Raw genomic sequence first — 19,718 nt, forward strand, 5'->3', positions numbered from 1 at the left:
AGGAGTCGCCCAGTACTGTGGCCTCAGGACGTGAATGCCGATGCCTGAACCGCTTCGCCAGTGCGAGTTCCGCTTCTACGAGGAGCTGAACGACTTCCTCGCGCCGGAGTCGCGGAAGCGCACATTCGCGCATTACTTCATCGGCACACCCTCGGTGAAGGACCGCATCGAAGCGCTGGGCGTGCCGCACACCGAAGTGGATCTCGTGCTCGTCGACCAGGTCTCGGTCGACTTCGCGCACCGCCTCGTCGGGGGCGAACGGGTCACGGTGTATCCCGTGTTCGAACGCGTCGATATCACGGGTCTCACTCGACTGCGACCGCGACCGTTACGCGAATCTTCGTTCGTCCTCGACGTGCATCTCGGCCGGCTCGCCGGCTATCTCCGGTTACTCGGCTTCGACACCCGGTACCGCAACGACTTCGACGACACCGAACTGGTCGAGATTTCGGTGTCCGAGCACCGGATCGTCCTCACCCGCGACACCGGCCTCCTCAAGCGTGCGGCAGTGACCCACGGCGCCTTCCTGCACGAGACCGATCCACGCCGCCAGCTACGGGAAGTACTGGACCGCTTCGACCTCCACGCACGGATCGCGCCGTTCACCCGATGCGCGGGGTGCAATGGGACCTTGACCACGGTGTCTTGGGAGGAGGCACGCCTCGAGGTGCCGCCCGGAGTGGCCGAACGGGAGCGCGACTTCAGTCGGTGCCGGAACTGCGGCCATCTGTACTGGCCGGGCAGCCACCTTTCCCGGTTACGCCGTCGCCTGCACGAGGTGGGCGTGGATCTGGGGCCGATTCCTCAGGAGGCGTGACGCAGTTCGGCAGTGAACTCCGCGGTGCAGAAGCATCCGTCGCCGAGTTCCTCGCAGTCGATGATCAGGGTATGGCGAACCTCGGACAGCTCGACGCACGACTCGTCGGTGCACTCGATGCCGCGCCGGCTGTGCACGATCAACGTTCCGTGGCAGTGGTCGAGTGCCGTCTCGCAACGTCCGCATGGTCTGTTCACGTCTGCTGCCTCCTTACTTCGTCCTGCTCTGTTGATACCACCCGTCTCCGACAGACCCCGGGACGTGCTCGAGGTGTGTCGGCTCAGTTGCGCTCGACGTCGATCGGGTGAGTGGCCAACAGGGCGAGAGGAAGAGGCTGACGTCGCAGGACCTGGGCCCAGACGTCGATGCGGGCCGGTGCCACGACGTCCGACGGCAGCGCGGACACCACCATCCAGTCGTCACGCTGCAGCTCCGAGTCGAGCTGCCCGAACGTCCAGCCCGAGTAACCGGCGAAGATGCGGACACCTTCCACCAGGGGTGCGATGACCTCGGGGTCGGAGTCGAGATCGACCATCACGACGCGGCCGTGCACCCGGCGCAGTCCCGCGACCCCGTCGATGAGCGCACCGGTCCGCAGGGTGGCCAGGCACAGCGCGGCGTCACGCTTGACGGGACCACCGACATAGAGCGCGGCGGGGCGGGCGGCGAGCGGTGCCCACTGTGGCAGCACCTCCTGCACCGCGGTCTCGCTGGGGCGGTTGATGACCACGCCGAGGCTCCCGGCCTCGTTGTGTTCGATCACATAAATCACGGTGCGACGGAATGCGGGCTCGACCAGATCGGTGGACGAGACCAACAAGCTCCCCGGGCGGACCACCGGTTCCGTCGACGCCATTCGATCCTCGGGTTCTTCTGCGTGCGCCACCCGAACATCATCCCACCGCGGCGAGAGTGATGTGTCCCAGGACGCGAGCTGCGTCCGGTTCGCACGAATTCAGGCGGGCGGGAGCCCGGCAGTGTCGGCGAGCACGGCGAGATGGTGTTCGAACAGGGCAGCCGGATCGGTGAACGTATCCGTCCCGTATTGACCGAAGACCTCGAAGTTCACCGCACCGAACAGGCTCGACCACACCAGCACCCCGCGGGCGAGCAAGTGGTCGGGAGTAGTGAGGCCGAGCTCCGCGCGAATCCGGTCGAGATCGGCGGCAAGACCGGCGTCGACGGGGGCGGACGCGTCGGCGTCGAGAAGGCCCGAGCGGTAAGCACCGTCGAAGATGCGGACCAGCGCGTAGATGACCCGGGTTCCGGGCCTCGTGGTCTGTTCGCCGGGGGCGTCGTAGCCGGGAACCGGGCTGCCGAACAGTAGTCCGTAGCGCGCCGGCTCACGCAGAGCCCACGCCCGCACCGCGCGGCCGAGGGCCAGGAACTGCTGTCGCGGGTGCTGCGCAGACGCGACTGCGGCGTCCACCTCGTCCCCGAGCTCGTTGTATCCGTCGACGACGAGCAGGGTCAGCAGTTCGTCGCGGCTCTTCACGTACCGATACACGGCGGACGAGACGACTCCGAGGTCCCGGGCCACCGCTCGCAACGACAGTGCCGCGGCGCCGACGACGGCCAGCTGTTCGCGGCCGATTCGGGTGATGTCCTGCAACGTCTGCTCTCGGGCACGTTCCCGTGGTGTTGCCGGCATGGGTCCAGGGTGCCGATCGCGGAGAGCGGTGTCAACAAACGAGAGCAGCGCTCTTGACTTTGCGCTCATACGGGCGCATTCTTCAAACAGAGAGCGGTGCTCTCCAAACTGGGCATCACACACACCGGGAGCAGAAATGTCGAACACCGAAATCGTCACCGGCGCGGGACCCGTCGGCGCGACAGTGGCACAGCAACTCGCAGAACAGGGGCGACGCGTCCGCGTGCTCACCCGCTCCGGAAGCGGTCCGGAACACCCGCTGATCGAGCGACGGGCGGTCGACGTATCCGACCCCTCGGCCGTACGTGCAGCTTTCGAGGGTGCCGCCGCCGTCTACCACTGCATTCATGCCGCCTATACTGCCGAGGCGTGGGAGCGCACCCTCCCCGCGGCGGAGCACACCGTTCTGGAGGCGGCGGGAGAGGTCGGCGCGGTGGTCGTGTTCCCGGAAAGCCTCTATTCCTACGACACCGAACAGCAGCCCTTGACCGAAACCACGCCGCGCACCGCCACGACGGGAAAGCGCGGAATCCGTGCCCGGCTGCTCGACGCTCGCGCCGCCTCCTCGACCCCCACCGTCAGTGTCGTCGCCTCCGACTTCTTCGGTCCGCAGGTACTCAGCGCTCACGCCGGTGAACGCATGGTCCCGGTCGTGCTCGCCGGCAAGACGATGCGCGTCCTCGGCTCTGCCGACACGCCCCACTCCTTCACCTTCGTCCCCGACCTCGCGGCGGCGATGATCGTCGCCGCACACGACCGCGACCTGTGGAACTCCGTGTTGCACGCACCGACGGCCCCCGCGGTGACCCAGCGGCAGATGGTCCAGGCTTACGCCGATGCAGCGGGGGTGCCGGCGCCGAAGGTGAGCGCTCTCCCGGGATGGGTTCTCCGAGCGGCGGGCCGCCTCCACGAGGGTTCCCGCGAGCTGGCGGAGATGATGTACCAGTTCGAGAACCCGTTCGTCATGGATTCGAGTGCCAGCGAGGAGCGCCTCGGGTTGAAGCCGACGCCACTGCCCGAGGCCGCAGAGCAGACCGTCCAGTGGTGGCGGGAGAGGTCCCTCGCGCAGGCCGGATAAGGTCCCGTGAATGGCGAAACAGCTCGGGAACCCCCGAGGACGACGGGAGGCGTGGCGTCGTACCGCGCACACCCTGCGCAGGTCGCCCGGGCTGGCCCGGCTTGCGACCGTGCGATTCGCCAGCCAGTTCGGCGACGGAATGTTTCAGGCAGCGCTGGGTGGCGCCATCCTGTTCAATCCCGAGCGCGAGACCGACCCGCTGGCGATCGCTGCCGGCTTCGCGGTATTGCTGCTCCCTTACTCGGTGATCGGACCCTACGCGGGGGCACTCCTCGACCGCTGGGATCGCCGGACTGTGCTGCTGTGGGCCAATGTTCTACGCGGAGTGCTGATTCTGGTGACCGCCGCCCTTCTGGGGTCCGGGGCCGGTGAGTTCCCGATCCTTCTCCTCGCCCTCGCCGCCATCGGTGTCAGTAGGTTCGTACTCGCCGGCGTCTCCGCCGCGCTACCGCGCGTGGTCCACAAATCGTGGCTGGTCGCCACCAACTCCGTGCTCACCACCACCGGTTCGGTCGTGTCCGCCCTCGGAGCCACAACATCCGTCGCCATCATCGGTGTCGCGGGCGCAGGCGACCGCGGGTCCGGTATCGCCGTCGCCGCCGCCGCGGTCGGTTCCGCGGTAGCCGCTCTCGCGGCGTCCCGATTCCATCGTCGGCTTCTCGGCCCACACGCGGACGAACGAGCGGATTACGGGGTGGTCCGTGCCGTCGCCTCGGGACTGCGCAACGGAGCCGTGGCCGTGTGGCGGTCCCCGGGCGTCACCACCGCCATGATCGGCATCGGCACGCATCGGATCGTGTTCGGCGCCAACACGCTGATCATGGTCCTCGTGCTGCGAGACACGTCCAGAGCCGGTTCCCTACCGGGAGGACTGGCCGGGTTCGGTGTCGCGGTCGGCGCGACCGCGGCGGGAATGCTGCTCGCCGCGATCTCCACACCGTTCACCATTCCGCGGATCGGTCGCTCCCGCACCATCACCACCGCGTTGATCCTCGCCCTTGCGGCGCAGACGACGCTCGCGGCGACCCTGACCCAGGCCTCCCTGCTGTGGGGTGCACTGGTCCTCGGATTCGCCGGGCAGTCGATCAAGCTGAGCGGCGACGCCGCCATGCAGATCGACATCGAAGACGACCGCCGAGGACAGGTGTTCGCGCTCCAGGACACGGTGTTCAACGTGGCGTTCATCGCGTCGATCGCCGCCGCAGCCCTCGTGATCGCCCCCGACGGCCGATCACTTGAATTGGTACTGGCGGGTTCGGCCCTTTACGCCCTGGGACTCGTCGCTGCCCTACTCAACACACGTCGCGCCCGACACTGAGCGGTCCTGGACGCTCCTCCTATCCGGAACCGGGCAGAGGCACATTCTGCAGACGGACCTGTCCACGGGCCACCTCTTTGCCGGTGTCGGAGGCGGTGATGACCACCGACCACAACTGCTGGATACGGCCCTGCTGAATCGGTAGGGCCACCACGTCGACGCGACCCTCGGTGCGGGACCGGATGAAGTCGGTGCCGTTGTGCACACCGACCGCGAACTGGCCGCGGTCTGCCACTGCCGTGCTCGCGCCGATACTCGCGGCGCTCTCGACTGCCGTCGTGTAGACGCCACCGTGTACGACACCCCACGGCGTGTGGTGCTCGGCGGACAGATCGATGTGGCCGACGACTTTCGTGCCCGATACCTCGTCGAGTTCCAGGCCGGCAGCAGCGACGAAAGCGCTCGCCGCGGACGTGGTCAGGTCGGTCATGGTCCATTCTCCTTGTCGATCCGTACTGGGTTTGAAATCACAACTTACCCTCCCCGATCTCGGGGGCCACGTCAATGGCGGCCGTGGCCGAGCGCCACCTCCGACCGCCAGAGATGAACTGCGCCGCCAGTCACGGCACCGGGAATCGGATCGGAAGCCACCGTGCGCACGCTCGGGTCGGACGGTTCGTCATTCCGTCGATCGGGTACCGGATCCGGATGGCGACGCAGGTCGTACGCGGGTTCGATGTGGTCGCCGGCCACCCGCACCTCGCGGTCCCACGTCCCGTTGCCGCTGGGGTCGGTGAAGTAGCGGGCTTCGTCCCCGGCGTCGTAGTCGAGCACCGAGTGATCGGCCGCCCCGTCCCCGTTGTCGTCCCACATGGCGTCGTCGAGAAGCCCGTCGCCGTCGAAGTCGAGTCGCACCGCGTCCAGACCGCCGAGCGGACCCAGATCGAGGTCGGCTGGGGAGGTCCAGGTGGCGGGGGCTTCTGCGCCGGTTCCGAACGAATACTCGAGAGGGTCCATGTAAGGATTCGACGCAGCGCGACCGCATCCGGTTCCGCTGGAGCCGGAAAATCCGGGGCTTCGCCACATCCCGGGTGGCCTCGATCTGCGAAATGCTATGCGACCGTGACACCGTACTGTGACCGGACTGCGACCGGGCACGCCGGGCACTGAACCCGAGAGTGCCGCCACCGGGTGTTACCTTTTGCCCTGAACGTGCAGGTCGGTCCATCCTGACTCCGACCACCGATCTGGAGGGGTCCCGTGGTCGAGAAGTCCTGGTTTGTTGCCGGAGCACCGTTGTGCGTCGCCGCCGTCATCGCGGCGACGATCGGGTTCTCGGCAGGTCCCGCTGCGGCGGAGACGAATTCGTGGTTGCCGGTGAACATCTGTGGCGAGACCGGGTTCAACCCGGCCAAGGAGCCCCCGACTCCCGGTGGTCCGCTGCTACCGTCGATACCGCCGACCATCGCCATCCCGATTCCGTACCCCGATTTCGTGCCGGTGCCGGTCCCCGGCCCTACCGTCGATCAGACTCGCGTGGCACAAGACCTACCCGCCGACCCGTGCGCGGACCCGTGCCCGGACCTCACCGACGAGATCGAGGAACCCCAGCCGGAGGTCGGCTCGTCAGGATCCTCCGGGTCGAGCGCGCTGCACATTCCGAAGATCGAAATCGACCCACGACCGGAGACCATTCCGATCCCCGTCCCCGGCGGCCCGGGTCCCGCGCCGCAGCCCGCACCCCCGGTGCAGATCAACCCGGCCGAACGCGGCTCCCTCACCGAAGCGCTCGGCACCCCGGCCGTCGGTGACGTGCGCCTGGTGTCGCAGCTGACGGGCCACGGTTCGGACAATCGGACCGACAAGCGCTGGCAGGTGGACGGCACGGACCTCGGCATCATCTGGGAGACGAAGCCCGGGGAGGTGGCCATCGCCTTCGGTGACACCTTCGGTAAGGACTGGAATCCGCCCGGCGCCTTCGGGGAAGACTGGCGCAGCAACGTTCTCGGGCACAGCACCGACACCGACCTGTCCGACGGCATGACCATCGACAGCATGGTGCAGGACAGCCGCTGCCACGCCGCCGAGATCATCGACAGCCGGCACATCCCCAACTTCGAGACGACGACCATTCCCACGTCGGGGTTCACGATCGGCAACCGGCAGTTCCTGAGCTACATGTCGGTGAAACGGTGGAGTGTGGTGCCCGGCATGTGGTACACGAACTACGGCGGCATCGCGTACTCCGACGACAACGGTCAGACGTGGACCAAGGATCAGCACGCCAAGTGGCACAACATTTTCGGCGCCCGTTTCCAGGTGTCGGCCATGGTCCCCCACGGCGACTATGTGTACATGTTCGGCACTCCGAACGGGCGTATCGGCACCATTGGTCTGGCCCGGGTACCGGTCGATCAGGTACTCAACACCACGTCGTACCAGTACTGGTCGAACGGAACATGGACGCCGGTCTCCGAACATCTCGCGACCCCGATCGTCGGTGGGGTGGCCAGCGAGCTGTCGGTTCGCTACGACACCGGCACCGGCACGTGGCTGATGAGCTACCTCGAGCCCGTCGGCGGGCGGATCATCCTCCGCCAATCCTCGTCGCCACAGGGCGTCTGGTCCGGCGGAGCCACCCTCGTCGACACGGCCGACTACCCGAAGGCGTACGGCGGCTTCATCCATCCGTGGTCCACGGACAAGGACCTGTACTTCACGATGTCGGAGTGGGACAGCTACAACGTCTACCTGATGCACGCGTCCCTGCGCTGACGCACCCGTGAGTACTTGTTAACCACGCGATGTTAAGAAGTACTCACGGCGTGGATTGCCACCTCGGTGGCCTTGACGACGAAGAACACGTCGAGTCCGGGTACCAGATCGAGCTCGGCGACGGATTCTGCTGTCACATCGGCGCTCAGTTCCAGCCGGCCACGGGCAGTCACCGCCCGCACCCGCACGATGGGGCCGCGCACCTCGATTTCGGTCACGGTCACGCCGAAGACGTTGCGGGGACTGCCTTCCGGTGATCGCCGGTGGACGGCCACCGAATGCGGCGCGAATACTGCGACGGCCGGAGCGGTGCCTCCCACGTCGTCGTCGGGCAGGCCGTGCATCCGGACACCGTTCTCGGTCTCGAACCCGGACGGGGTAGCGAAGACGGCCACGAGGTTGAGTCCTGCGATCCGCGCTGCAAACGAGCTGCGGGGCCGGGAGAGCACATCGCGCACGGACCCCGACTCGACGATTCTTCCCCCGTCAACCACTATGACGCGGTCGGCCAGCGCAAGCGCGTCGAGCACGTCGTGAGTGACGACGACGGCGGTCCGATGCTCCTCACATAGAACTTTTCGCAGCAGCACCCGCAACGCGGGAGCCGCAGCCACATCCAGAGCGGCCATCGGTTCGTCGAGCAGAAGCGCCTGAGGGTCCGCCGCCAGAGCCCGTGCGACCGCGACACGTTGGGCCTGCCCACCCGACAACTGGTGGGGTCTGCGGTCGGCGAACTGCGTGGCGTCGACGGCGTCCATCCAATGCCGGGCGATGGCCCGCGCTTCCCGGCGACTCCGTCCGGCGCTGCGGGGGGCGAAGGCCACGTTGGCGGCGACAGTGAGATGCGGGAACAGCAACGCCTCCTGGGCAAGTAGCGCCATTCCCCGGCGATGTGGCGGAACGGCGATCCCGGCGTCGGTGTCGGTGAGTACCCGGCCGTTCAATTCGACCCGGCCGGTGTCGGGCCGTATCAGTCCGGCGGCGACGGACAGCAGTGTCGACTTGCCGGCGCCGTTCGGGCCGAGGACGGCCAGAACCTCACCCTCCGCGACGTCGACGGCCATCTCGATGTCGCGGCCCTGTATCCGCGCATCGAGGCTCAGCCCGCTCACGGCACCGCTCTCGACGCCCAGCCGCGCGACCCCACCACGATGACCACCGCGACGATCACCAGAACCAGCGACAACGCCACTGCTGCATCGGCATCCGTTTCCCGCTGAAGATAGATCTCCAGCGGAAGGGTACGGGTGACGCCCTCGAGACTGCCCGCGAACGTCAGGGTGGCGCCGAATTCACCGAGTGCCCGCGCGAACGACAACACGGCGCCGGAGACCAGCCCCGGCAACACCAGTGGAAGGGTCACGCGGCGGAAGACCGTCGTGGGTCCGGCTCCGAGTGTGGCGGCGGCGGACTCGTATCGCCTGCCCGCCGTGCGGAGCGACCCTTCCAGACTGACCACCAGGAACGGCAATGCCACGAAGGTTTGTGCGAGCACGACCGCTGTGGTGGTGAACGCGACGGAAATTCCCGCCACTTCCAGGTGCTGTCCGATGAGACCCTTCCGGCCGAACGTGTAGAGCAGTGCGATTCCGCCCACGACGGGTGGGAGCACCAACGGCAGGAGCACCAGCGACCGCAGCACGGGAAGACCCCGAAAGCTACTGCGCGCCAATACTGACGCCATCGGCACACCGAGGAGGATACATAGCACCGTGCTGGCGGCAGCAGTCCGCAGACTCAGCTCCAGCGCGGCGAGCGAGGACTCGGAGGTGACCAACTCGACGAATCGAGGCCAGTCGACGCTTGCCAGCATCGCCGTCAACGGCAGTACGACGAACAACCCCCCGACAGCCGCCGGGACGAAGAGCCAGCGCGGCAACCCGGAGGGAACCACCGTACGCGCCGAACGGGTCACGGCTCACCGAATCCTGCATCGGCAAGAACTGCCCGGCCGTCGGGTCCGGTGACGAACGCGACGAATTCTCGGGCCGTTTCCGGCACGCCCGAATCGGCAAGAGCAACTATGGGATAGGTGTTCACCGCCTGTGCGGCCTCCGGTACGGCCACCACCGTCACAGCGTCACCCGCTCCGGTCGCGTCCGTGACGTACACCAGTCCGGCGTCCGCCTGCCCGGCGATCACCTTGTTCAGGACATCCGTCACCGACGACTCTTCACTGACCGGTGCGAGATCGACTCCCGTCGACGATTCGACCTTCTGCGTTGCGGAGCCGCACGGCACCTGCGGCGCGCAGGTGACCACCAATGTTCCCGGGCGGGCAAGGTCGGCGAATGTGGTAATCCCCTTCGGGTTTCCGGGTGCGGTGACGACGGTCAGGGTGTTCGTCGCGAAGTCGACAGGACTACCCGCAGTGAGTCCCGCATCGACCACCTTGGCCATGTTGCGCTGGTCTGCGGCCGCGAATACGTCGGCGCGAGCACCTTGATCCAGCTGGGCTGCCAGATCGGAAGAACCGGCGAAGCTGAACTCCACCCGAGATCCCGGATGCTGTGCCTCGAATCTTTCCGCGAGTTCGGTGAAACTCGACTTCAGGGAGGCTGCCGCGAACACCGTGATCCGTGCACCCGAGTCGGTGTCGTCGGAGCCGCACCCGGACAGAGTCCCGAGGATGAGCACGGCCAGGGCGATGACGGCGGCTGCTCGGCTGGGGTTCTGTTTCATGAGGTCTCGACGGGGGTCTCGACAATGACCGTGGTGGACTTCACGACGGCCACCGCGATCTTCCCGGGTTCGAGCCCGAGGTCGCGTACCGCTTCGCTGCTCATCAGGGACACCACCCGGAACGGCCCGCATTGCAGCTCCACCTGCGACATCACCGTGTCGGACACGATGGCCGTCACGATCCCGGTGAACCGATTTCGCGCCGAGGACCCCGATCCGAGGAGATCCGGCGACGCGGACGCGTGGGCGCGGGCGAACTCGGCGAGTGCCGCGCCGTCGACGGCCATGCGCCCGGAGTCGTCTTTCTCGGCGGGGAGGCTGCCGTTGTCGATCCACCGCCGGACGGTGTCGTCGCTGACGCCGAGCAGTTCGGCGGCCTGCCGGATCCGGATGCGCGTCATCTAGGCATTACTCCGCAGATGCGTCATAAAGACCATCGTATGCGCGCATTTGCGGAATAGACAAGCGATAGGACCCGCAGAAGCGGATCAGTACACGTCGCGCACGTACCGTTTGTCAGTGGCTAACTGCTTCATATACAGCTCGGTGTCCTCTTCGTCGAGCCTGCCGTGCGTGCGAACCACCTCACGGATCGTCTCGTCCACGTCCTTCGCCATCCGGCTGGCATCCCCGCACACGTAGAGGTACGCGCCCTCCTGCATCCAGTTCCACAACTTCGCTCCGTGTTCGCGGATGCGGTCCTGCACGTAGATCTTCTGCCGCTGATCGCGGGAGAATGCTGCATCGAGGTGGGTGAGAAATCCGTCGCGGTGCATAGCTTCCATCTCCTCGCGGTAGTAGAAGTCAGTCGCTTCGTGCTGCTCACCGAAGAACATCCAGTTCTTGCCGGTGTGCCCGAGTTCGCGCCGCTCGTGCAGGAATCCGCGGAACGGGGCGATTCCCGTGCCGGGGCCCACCATGATCATGGGCGCATCCGCCGACGCCGGCGGTCGGAAATGCGCCGACTTCTGCACGAAGATCGGCACCTCGGCCTCGTCGCAGTGATCCGCGAGGAACGTGGAGCAGACGCCGGACCGATCCTTGCCCTCGTGGTTGTACCGCACGGCGGACACGGTCAGCTGCACCTCGCCGGGATTGATCTTCGGGCTGGACGAGATGGAATACAGTCGCGGCTGGAGCCGCTTGAGAACGCCGAGCCACTCCTCGACCTCGGCGTGAACGCCGTACTGCCCGAGCACGTCCATCGACTGCCGGCCCCACAACCACTGCTGGAGCGCAATCTTGTTCTGCGGTCGCATCAATCGGGCCAGCTCGGTGTCCTGCGTACGACTCTGGACGAACCGGAGCAGCTCGGGCGTCACCTTGGTGATCTCGAATTTGGTCCGCAACGCCTCGTGCAGCGGCATCTCCGGCAGGTCGGCCACGGTCACCGGGACATCGGGCTTCAGACCCGTCACCTTCAGCCACTCGTCGACGACGGCGTCGCTGTTGGTCGGCCAGACGCCGAGCGCGTCACCCGCCTCGTAGACGAACTCCGGATCACTCACCTCGAAACCGAACTGTCGCACGTCCTTCGACGATCCCGCCGCGCTGAGGCGCACGTTCTTCGTGAGACGGGTGACGAACGGTGACTTACGCGTGAAGGCCGCTGCCTTCTTCGGGGCGGGTGCGGGCGCGACGGAAACCACTGCCGCGCCTTCGACGGCCTCCTCCCTGTTGCGAACCAGCTTCTGCACCTGCGCCAGCCACTCGCGTGCTTGATCCTCGTAGTCGGGTTCACAGTCGACGCGAGCGGTGAGACGCTTGGCCTGCAGCTGCTCGAGCCGAGCATCGAGCCGCTTACCGTGGCCGCAGAAGTCGTCGTAACTGGAGTCGCCGAGAGCCAATACCGCATACCGCGTTTCGGTCAGTGTGGGTGCCTCGTCACTGCTGAGGGCCGACCAGAAACTGCTGCCGTTGTCGGGCGCGTCTCCGTCACCGAACGTGCTGGTGATGATGAGGAGGTCACGGACACCGCGCAGGCTTCCGACGTCGTAGTCGTCCATGCTGATCAGATGTGTTCCGTGCCCGGCCGCCTGCAGTTGCGCGGCACATTCGGCGGCGAACTCCTCGGCGTTGCCGGTCTGCGAGGCCCACACCACCACGACAGGTTGCTGGACCGATTCAGTACCTGCGGCGCTGCCGTTCTGGGCGGCGACCCCGGATGTGTCGCCCGAACGGGAGAACAGACCGGCGAGCATCCCGTCGAGCCACACCCGCTTGGAACCCGAGATCGGGGCGTCCCGGGGAAGGACCGGCACGCCGCGGACCTCGGTGGACCGCAGTCCGGACAGCAGCCCCGAAAGATAGGTGCGTTCGTGTTCGTCGAACGTCGGGGGAGCCGAATCATCCAGTCCGAGAAGCTGGGTCAGTTCATCGGCTGGGCTCGCGAGCTGCAGCTGGGATCCGCCGGTCTCCGGAACCGCCGGCTGCGACACCGGTGCCACGCGAGTCAGTGACACCGCGCAGGCCTTGAACTCCGGCTGGAACGACATCGGGTCGACGGCATCGTTGGTAACGGCGTTGATGCTGAGGTACTCGCCGAACGAATCGTTCCAGTGGAAAGGCGCGAAACAGCCACCGGGAAGCACCCGGTCGCTGACGACCGCGGGAAGCACCGCGCGGCCACGCCTCGACGCCACCTCTACCTTGTCACCGTCGGAGATCGACAGCCGCTGCGCATCCGCCGGGTTGATCTCGACGAAGGGTCCCGAGTTCAGCTTGTTGAGCTTGGCCACCTTGCCCGTCTTCGTCATGGTGTGCCATTGGTGCTGCAGCCGACCCGTATTGAGGACGAACGGGTAGTCGTCGTCCGGCAGCTCGGCCGGCAGCATGTGCGGTCGTGGGAAGAATGCCGCCTTCCCGCTCGGGGTGGCGAAGGCGAGCCGGGGGAGCGAGCCGTCGGGAGCCGACAGCAGCCTCTGACTCACCCCGTCATTGACGTAACGGATGGGATTGCGGTCGGTGCGGTCACCGGGCGGGCTCGGCCACTGCACCGGCGTCTGCCGGAGCCGCTCGTAGGTGATGCCGCGAAGGTCGTAACCCGTCTTCGGGTTCCACGTGCGCTTGATCTCTTCGAACACGTCCTCGGACGTCTCATAGGTGAATGCGTCTGCATACCCCATCTCGCAGGCCACCCGCGCGATGATCTTCCAGTCGGGCAACGCCTGACCCACCGGGTCGACGGCCTGCTGCAGCAACGTCAGGTTGCGCTCGGAATTGATCATCACCGAGTCCGACTCCGCCCACAGCGCGCCCGGCAGCAGAATGTCGGCGTAACCGTTGGTCTCGGTGTCGAGGAACACGTCCTGTGTGATCACGAGCTCGGCTGCCTCGAGTCCCTCGATGACCGTCCGCCGATTCGACACGGTGGCGACAGGGTTGGTGCAGATGATCCAGCAGGCTTTGATTCGGCCCGCGACCATCTGCTCGAACATGTCGACGGTGCCCGTGCCGACCTCGGTGCGGATGGTGCCCTCGGGCAGGTCCCACAGGTCCTCGACGAACGCGCGGTCGTCGGCCGCGAGGATCGACCGCTGACCGGGCAGGCCCGGGCCCATGTATCCCATTTCGCGGCCACCCATGGCATTGGGCTGGCCGGTGAGGGAGAAGGGCCCGCTGCCGGGACGGCAGATCGCGCCGGTGGCGAGGTGGAGGTTGCAGATCGCGTTGGTGTTCCAGGTGCCGTGGGTGCTCTGGTTGAGGCCCATCGTCCAGCAGGTCATCCATTCGGCGGCCTCGCCGATCCACTGGGCGGCCTGTCGGATGTCGGCTTCGGGGATGCCGGTGATGTCCGCGACCTTGTCGGGGGTGTACTCCTCGAGGACTTCCGGCATCACCTCCCAGCCCTCGGTGAACTCGGCGATGAACGCGGGGTCGGTGTGCCCGTTCTTCACCAGCAGGTGCAGGAGGCCGTTGAGCAATGCGAGGTCGGTGCCGGGCGTGATCTGCAGAAAGAGATCGGCCTTGTCGGCCGTCGCGTTGCGCCGCGGGTCCACCACGATCAGCTTCGCGCCCGCCTTCACGCGCTCGAGGAGGCGCAGGAACAGGATGGGGTGACAGTCGGCCATGTTGGCGCCGATCACGAAGAACACGTCGGCCTTGTCGAAGTCCTGGTACGAACCCGGGGGGCCGTCGGCGCCCAGCGACTGCTTGTACCCGGTGGCGGCACTGGCCATACAGAGGCGTGAGTTGGACTCGATCTGGTTGGTGCCGACGAACCCCTTGGCCAGCTTGGTCACGAGGTACTGCGCTTCGATGGACATCTGGCCGGAGACGTAGAAAGCGACCGCGTCCGGTCCGTGCTTGTCGATCTGCTCCTTCAGGCGGCGTGCCGTCTCGCTGATCGCGGCGTCGACGTGCACGGCAGTCGGTGCCTCGCCGCGCTCGTCGCGAAGGTAGCCGGTCTCCATCCGACCACCGGCCACCAGCATCTCGGCGCTCGTCGCACCCTTGGTGCACAACCGGCCGAAATTGGTCGGATGCTCCTTGTCGCCGGACGCCTTCAGAACGCGGCGCGCACCCGTCTCCGGGTTCGTTTCGACGTCGAGGACCATGCCGCAGCCGACACCGCAGTACGAGCAGGCGGTCTTCACTGTGGAAGTACCGGCTTTCTGCTGCTGCATCGACTGCTCCTTCACCTGCACGGCCGCGACATGTCCACCTGGTTCTCGGCCCCTATCAAGAGTGCCGATTGGTGTGTTTCGTCGGGATTAACCCCCGTGAGCGTTCGATGACGTCTGTCGCACCCGACAAGCAGCGGGGTGGTGAGTAGAGAGGGGTATGGCAGCAATACGTGTGACGGGCGTCACCGCAGGTGAGCCGGTCGGGTGAGCAACTCTCACCCGTCGTCGCGGGTCAGCCCTGCCGCGACGCCCACCACGACAGCAGTTCGGCCTCCGCTTCGTCGCGGGTGAGGGGACCACGATCGAGTCGCAGCTCCTTCAGGTACTGCCACGCCTTCCCCACGTCCGGACCCGCGGGAATGCCCAGCAGTTCCATGATCGCGTTGCCGTCGAGGTCGGGGCGCACCCGGGCGAGATCCTCCTGCTCCGCGAGCCTCGCGATCCGCTCCTCGATGTCGTCGTAGGTGGCCTGCAACGCCGCCGCCCGCCGCTTGTTACGCGTGGTGCAGTCGGCGCGGACCAGCTTGTGCAACCGCGGCAGCAGCGGACCGGCGTCGGTGACATAGCGACGTACCGCCGAATCCGTCCACTGACCCTTGCCGTAGCCGTGAAAACGCAGGTGAAGGAACACCAGCTGAGAGACGTCGTCCACCATCTGCTTGGAGTACTTGAGGGCACGCATCCGCTTACGCACCAACTTGGCCCCCACCACCTCGTGGTGGTGGAAGCTCACGCCGCCGCCCGGCTCGTTGCGCTTGGTGTCCGGCTTACCGATGTCGTGCAGCAGCGCAGCCCACCGCAACACGAGGTCGGGGTCGCCGTCCTCGAGGTCGATGGCCTGCGCGAGCACGGTCAGCGAATGCCAGTACACATCCTTGTGCTGATGATGCTCGTCGATCTCGAGCTTCATCTGCGGGACCTCGGGCAGCACGTGGTCGGCCAGCCCGGTCTCACACATCACGTTGATGCCGTCGTTGGGGAACTCGCCCAGAATCAGTTTGTCCAGTTCGGCGCGCACCCGTTCGGCCGTGATTCGTTCGATCTGCGGTGCCATGTCCGTGATCGCCCGATGGACGCGCTCATGGAGGGTGAAACCCAGCTGCGACACGAAGCGGGCGGCCCGCAGCATGCGCAGCGGGTCGTCGTCGAAGGAATTCTCGGGAGCCGACGGGGTGTCCAGCACACCCGCCAGAAGAGCATTCATCCCGCCGAGCGGATCGACGAAGTCCTGCGAACCGTCCGCACCGATCTTCACCGCCATCGCATTGACCGTGAAGTCTCGCCGCACCAAGTCGTCCTCGAGCTTCGACCCGAACGAGACGACGGGGTTGCGCGACACCCGGTCGTACGCATCGGCACGGTAAGTGGTGATCTCGATCTGCTGCCCCGCCTTCGCGGCGCTGATCGTCCCGAAGTCGATACCTGTGTCCCACTGATTGTCGGCCCAGCCCGACAACAATTTCTGCACCTGCTCGGGCCGGGCATCGGTGGTGAAGTCGAGGTCGGTACCGAGGCGTCCGAGAATCGCGTCCCGGACACTCCCGCCCACCAGGTACAGCTCGTGGCCCGCCGCAGCGAACCTCTCTCCGAGCGGCGTCAGGACTTCGGACAGCTCGCGCAGCGTCACCGCGGCGCCGGCAAGCAGTCGCGTACGGCGCTCGTCGTCGAGAGAAGGGACAGTCACGTCCAGGAAGCTTACCGAGGTGCGCAAATAGCGGGATATGCATGCGAGGGGGTCACCTCGAAGTTTCGATCACCACAGGACCGTCACGAAGGATCTCGGTTGGGTGCGGCAATCAGGGAGAGGCGGGGAAGGCAACTACTATCGATGGGGTGTCTGCTGCCGAACGTGCGAACAGGAGTCGCCGCAACTCGCGGCGGCGCGGCGCCGTCGGCAAACCCGCGAAACCCCACATGAGGACGGTTCGGGAAACCTCGGCGGGTGGTCTGGTGGTCAACGGTCTCGGCGGGCCCAGGGAGAACCTGTGCGCAGCGCTCATCGGGCGGACCGATCGGCGCGGCCGTCTGCTGTGGTCGTTGCCCAAGGGGCACATCGAGCAAGGGGAGACGGCCGAGCAGACGGCTATGCGTGAGGTCGAAGAGGAGACGGGCATCCAGGGCACGGTCCTGGCTTCACTGGGCAGCATCGACTACTGGTTCGTCACCGAGGGCAGGCGTGTCCACAAGACGGTGCATCATTATCTGCTCCGTTTTCTCGGCGGGGAACTGTCCGACGAAGACGTGGAAGTCACCGAGGTAGCGTGGGTGCCGCTCGCCGAGCTGGGGTCACGCCTGGCCTACGCAGACGAACGGAAACTCGCAGAAATCGCCGGTGAATTGATCTCCAAGATGACAACCACTCTGCCCGACCCCGATCTGAAGCTTCAGAAGGGGCACGACGCCGGATGAGGATGGCTTTTCGCCGGATCGGGGCAGCGGCATCGACCGCACTCGTGGTTGCTCTCGCTCCCGTCGGCACCGGAGTGGCTGTTGCCCAGGATCCCGTTCCGCCGGTGAGCGCCGGGAGCCAGACCGTCGACGAGGATCCGGAGTTTCTCGAGCTGCACATCGACACGGTCACTCCTAACACGGTCACCACCACCAGCGATCCCTTCGTCACGGTGTCGGGATCGGTGAAGAACATCGGCGACCGCACGGTCAGCGACGTCAGCGTGCGTCTGCAACGGGCCCCCGCCGTCGCGAGCAGCGACGCCCTTCGAACCTCCCTCACACTCGACCAGTCGCGGTTCGACACGGTCGGCATGTTCGACACGGTCGCCGACAGCCTCGACGAAGGCCAGAGCGAGCAGTTCACGTTGTCCCTGCCACTGCGGTCGGACACCGATCCCGCACTCGACATCACCGAACCCGGCGTCTACCCCATGCTGGTCAACGTCAACGGCACCCCCGAGTACGGTGGCGCCGCGCGCCTGGACGATGCCCGCTTCCTGCTCCCCGTGTTCGGGGTACCCGGTACGCCGGCAATTCCACCCGACATTTCCAGCCCCGTCGCGGTCACCATGTTGTGGCCGCTCGCCGACCGGCCGCGTCTCGCCGCCGGAGTGCCGGGCTCGGTGACCGACCCGGTTCGTCTCGTCGACGACGAGCTCGCGACCTCCCTTGCCGACGGCGGACGCCTCCACGAGTTGCTGGCGACCGCGGAGTTCGCCACCGGTGAAGCGGTGGATCGCGATCATGCACTTCGCGACAGCATGTGTCTGGCCGTCGACCCCGACCTGCTCATCACGGTCGAGAACATGACCCGCGATTATCTGGTGGTGGACGATCCGTCCGACCCCACCGGACCGGCGCACGCGGGTACCGGCCGGGAGGCCGCCGCGGACTGGCTCGAGCGCGCCCGGTCACTCGCCGCATCGATGTGCACCACGTCGGTGCCGTTCGCCCAGGCCGATCTGTCTGCGATCAGTGCCGTGGGGAACACCGAGCTCACCGCCGCCGCTCTCGAGGCTCCCGCCGACATCGTCGACAACATCCTCGGGGTCACCTCGCTGCGAAACTTCGTGTGGAGCGACGCCGGAGTCCTCGACGACGACACTGCACAGCTGTTACGCCGAGATCAGCCCACCACCACCCTGCTCGCCGCCAACGCCATAGACACCGACGCACCGAGGGACAGCGCCCACGTCATCGAGGCAAGTCCTGCGCAGGCGCCGGTGCCCGGGAACGGTGAGACCACCCCCGCGGCCACCGGGACGTCCGCGCCCACCGGCAGCCTCGACGCGCTGCTGTTCGATCCTGCGGTGGGCGCTGCCCTGGCCGCGACCGGCACCACGCCGCAGACTCCCTCGTACACCCCCGCGCGGGCCCGGTTCGACCTCACCGACGACTCGCAGGCAGCCCGTCTGCAGGACGCCCTCGGTGCCGTGTCCTGGTCTGCACTCGAACCGGCCGTCGCCCGCAGCGCCGGGACACCGCGCTCCCTCATGGTGGTCCCGCCCCAACTGTGGACCGCCGGCGAGAACGACGCCGAGACGATTCTGTCGACGGTGTCGTCGATGATCCGGACCGGTCTCGCCACCCCCCGGCCACTTCCCGCACTGCTGGGTCGCCAACCCGGATCACCGGAGCTGTCGTCACTGGACTACCCGGACCAAGCCACCGAGGACGGGATTCCCGCCCACCACCGCGACGCCGTCGCCGAGCAGATACCCCGCATCGAGACACTGGACGCGGCGCTGATCGACGACCCGCAGGCCACGCTGACCCCGGAGCGATTCACCGCACCGCTCCGCGAGGATTTGCTGCGTTCGATGAGTCTCGCCCATCGCCGTGACGAGAAGCACGACTCGGCGAGTGAGGCATCCGACCTGCGCACCGAGCAGGTGGCCGACACCATGGACGACCTGTTCGGAGCCGTCACCGTCGTGTCCCCTGGCGGTGTCTACACCCTGGCGTCGGAACAGAGCCCCCTTTTGCTCGTCGCCCGGAACGACCTGCCCGTGGGCATTACTGTCCAGCTGCAGGTCGCCGCGCCGTCGGGGATGACCATTACCGACATCGGGCCGACGCCACTGCCGCCGCGGGGCAGCCGGACGCTGACCGTGCCCACCGAGGCCAACGACTCCCGCAAGCTCGTCGTCACCTTCTCGCTGACCACGGCCAATGGGCAGCAACTCGGTGAGCCGACCAGCGTGACGGTACGGTCCAACGCGTACGGGCAGGCCTTGGCGATCCTGACAGCGTGTGCGGGCACTCTGCTGCTGTTCCTCGCCGGCCGCCGGCTGTGGCACCGATTCCGCGGCCAGCCGGATCCAGCTGACGAAGGGTACGAACGTTCATGACCGGGAACTTGCCCGACCGGGGCCAGAGGC

General features: G+C 66.8%; 17 protein-coding genes. 6 read left to right on the forward strand and 11 right to left on the reverse strand.

Features of this window, described 5'->3' with window-relative positions:
* Positions 1–34 precede the first annotated feature (34 nt).
* The gene (locus GFS60_RS29760) at positions 35–817 is read left to right on the forward strand and encodes a Mut7-C RNAse domain-containing protein (RefSeq protein WP_159926707.1); all 783 of its coding nucleotides are present in this window, start codon (positions 35–37) and stop codon (positions 815–817) included.
* Here GFS60_RS29760 and GFS60_RS29765 read toward each other — a convergent pair.
* The 3 genes from GFS60_RS29765 to GFS60_RS29775 all read right to left on the reverse strand — a co-directional run bounded on the left by GFS60_RS29765 (position 805) and on the right by GFS60_RS29775 (position 2,468).
* On the reverse strand, positions 805–1,014 hold the full coding sequence (locus tag GFS60_RS29765) for a hypothetical protein (protein ID WP_109334731.1): 210 nt from the start codon (positions 1,012–1,014) through the stop codon (positions 805–807). The two genes, GFS60_RS29760 and GFS60_RS29765, sit on opposite strands and share 13 nt — an antisense overlap.
* A gap of 83 nt (positions 1,015–1,097) precedes the next feature.
* Positions 1,098–1,703 carry a YqgE/AlgH family protein gene (locus GFS60_RS29770; protein WP_109334732.1) on the reverse strand — a complete coding sequence of 202 codons (606 nt, stop codon included), beginning with the start codon at positions 1,701–1,703 and terminating at the stop codon, positions 1,098–1,100.
* 69 nt (positions 1,704–1,772) lie between these two features.
* Positions 1,773–2,468 carry a TetR/AcrR family transcriptional regulator gene (locus GFS60_RS29775; protein WP_159926709.1) on the reverse strand — a complete coding sequence of 232 codons (696 nt, stop codon included), beginning with the start codon at positions 2,466–2,468 and terminating at the stop codon, positions 1,773–1,775.
* A gap of 136 nt (positions 2,469–2,604) precedes the next feature.
* Here GFS60_RS29775 and GFS60_RS29780 point away from each other — a divergent pair, with 136 nt between their 5' ends.
* Together GFS60_RS29780 and GFS60_RS29785 are read left to right on the forward strand one after the other, a co-directional pair.
* On the forward strand, positions 2,605–3,546 hold the full coding sequence (locus tag GFS60_RS29780) for an NAD-dependent epimerase/dehydratase family protein (protein ID WP_159926711.1): 942 nt from the start codon (positions 2,605–2,607) through the stop codon (positions 3,544–3,546).
* Between the two features lie 10 nt (positions 3,547–3,556).
* Entirely contained in the window at positions 3,557–4,864 is a 1,308-nt protein-coding gene (locus GFS60_RS29785) for an MFS transporter (protein ID WP_159926713.1), read from the forward strand.
* 19 nt (positions 4,865–4,883) lie between these two features.
* Here the strand turns inward: GFS60_RS29785 and GFS60_RS29790 are convergent, their stop codons facing one another.
* Positions 4,884–5,294: a PaaI family thioesterase gene (locus GFS60_RS29790; RefSeq protein ID WP_109334736.1), complete on the reverse strand. Its 411-nt coding sequence runs from the start codon at positions 5,292–5,294 to the stop codon at positions 4,884–4,886.
* A gap of 71 nt (positions 5,295–5,365) precedes the next feature.
* On the reverse strand, positions 5,366–5,821 hold the full coding sequence (locus GFS60_RS39345) for a hypothetical protein (protein WP_236603325.1): 456 nt from the start codon (positions 5,819–5,821) through the stop codon (positions 5,366–5,368).
* 243 nt (positions 5,822–6,064) lie between these two features.
* Between GFS60_RS39345 and GFS60_RS29800 the strand changes: the two genes are divergently transcribed.
* Positions 6,065–7,579 (forward strand): DUF4185 domain-containing protein, encoded by a 1,515-nt coding sequence (locus tag GFS60_RS29800; protein WP_159926715.1) that lies wholly within the window; start codon positions 6,065–6,067, stop codon positions 7,577–7,579.
* A 32-nt stretch (positions 7,580–7,611) separates the two neighbouring features.
* Here the strand turns inward: GFS60_RS29800 and GFS60_RS29805 are convergent, their stop codons facing one another.
* The 6 genes from GFS60_RS29805 to GFS60_RS29830 form a co-directional block, all read right to left on the reverse strand.
* Entirely contained in the window at positions 7,612–8,691 is a 1,080-nt protein-coding gene (locus GFS60_RS29805) for a sulfate/molybdate ABC transporter ATP-binding protein (RefSeq protein ID WP_159926717.1), read from the reverse strand.
* Entirely contained in the window at positions 8,688–9,494 is an 807-nt protein-coding gene (locus tag GFS60_RS29810) for an ABC transporter permease (protein WP_159926719.1), read from the reverse strand. The genes GFS60_RS29805 and GFS60_RS29810 overlap by 4 nt, the downstream gene beginning before the upstream one ends.
* Positions 9,491–10,261 (reverse strand): molybdate ABC transporter substrate-binding protein, encoded by a 771-nt coding sequence (gene modA / locus GFS60_RS29815; RefSeq protein WP_159926721.1) that lies wholly within the window; start codon positions 10,259–10,261, stop codon positions 9,491–9,493. The genes GFS60_RS29810 and modA overlap by 4 nt, the downstream gene beginning before the upstream one ends.
* Positions 10,258–10,662 (reverse strand): TOBE domain-containing protein, encoded by a 405-nt coding sequence (locus GFS60_RS29820; protein ID WP_159926723.1) that lies wholly within the window; start codon positions 10,660–10,662, stop codon positions 10,258–10,260. The genes modA and GFS60_RS29820 overlap by 4 nt, the downstream gene beginning before the upstream one ends.
* A gap of 87 nt (positions 10,663–10,749) precedes the next feature.
* Positions 10,750–14,886: a bifunctional nitrate reductase/sulfite reductase flavoprotein subunit alpha gene (locus GFS60_RS29825; RefSeq protein WP_159926725.1), complete on the reverse strand. Its 4,137-nt coding sequence runs from the start codon at positions 14,884–14,886 to the stop codon at positions 10,750–10,752.
* 232 nt (positions 14,887–15,118) lie between these two features.
* A complete protein-coding gene (locus GFS60_RS29830) occupies positions 15,119–16,570 on the reverse strand; it encodes a CCA tRNA nucleotidyltransferase (protein ID WP_159926727.1) in 1,452 nt (483 codons plus the stop codon).
* Between the two features lie 140 nt (positions 16,571–16,710).
* Between GFS60_RS29830 and GFS60_RS29835 the strand changes: the two genes are divergently transcribed.
* Together GFS60_RS29835 and GFS60_RS29840 are read left to right on the forward strand one after the other, a co-directional pair.
* A complete protein-coding gene (locus tag GFS60_RS29835; protein ID WP_374434786.1) occupies positions 16,711–17,295 on the forward strand; it encodes an NUDIX hydrolase in 585 nt (194 codons plus the stop codon).
* A 2-nt stretch (positions 17,296–17,297) separates the two neighbouring features.
* Positions 17,298–19,688, forward strand: coding sequence for a DUF6049 family protein (locus GFS60_RS29840; protein ID WP_159927666.1), 2,391 nt, complete (start codon positions 17,298–17,300; stop codon positions 19,686–19,688).
* Positions 19,689–19,718: the final 30 nt, after the last annotated feature.

The organism is Rhodococcus sp. WAY2 (assembly GCF_009859915.1).
Taxonomy (GTDB): Bacteria; Actinomycetota; Actinomycetes; order Mycobacteriales; family Mycobacteriaceae; genus Rhodococcus_F; species Rhodococcus_F oxybenzonivorans.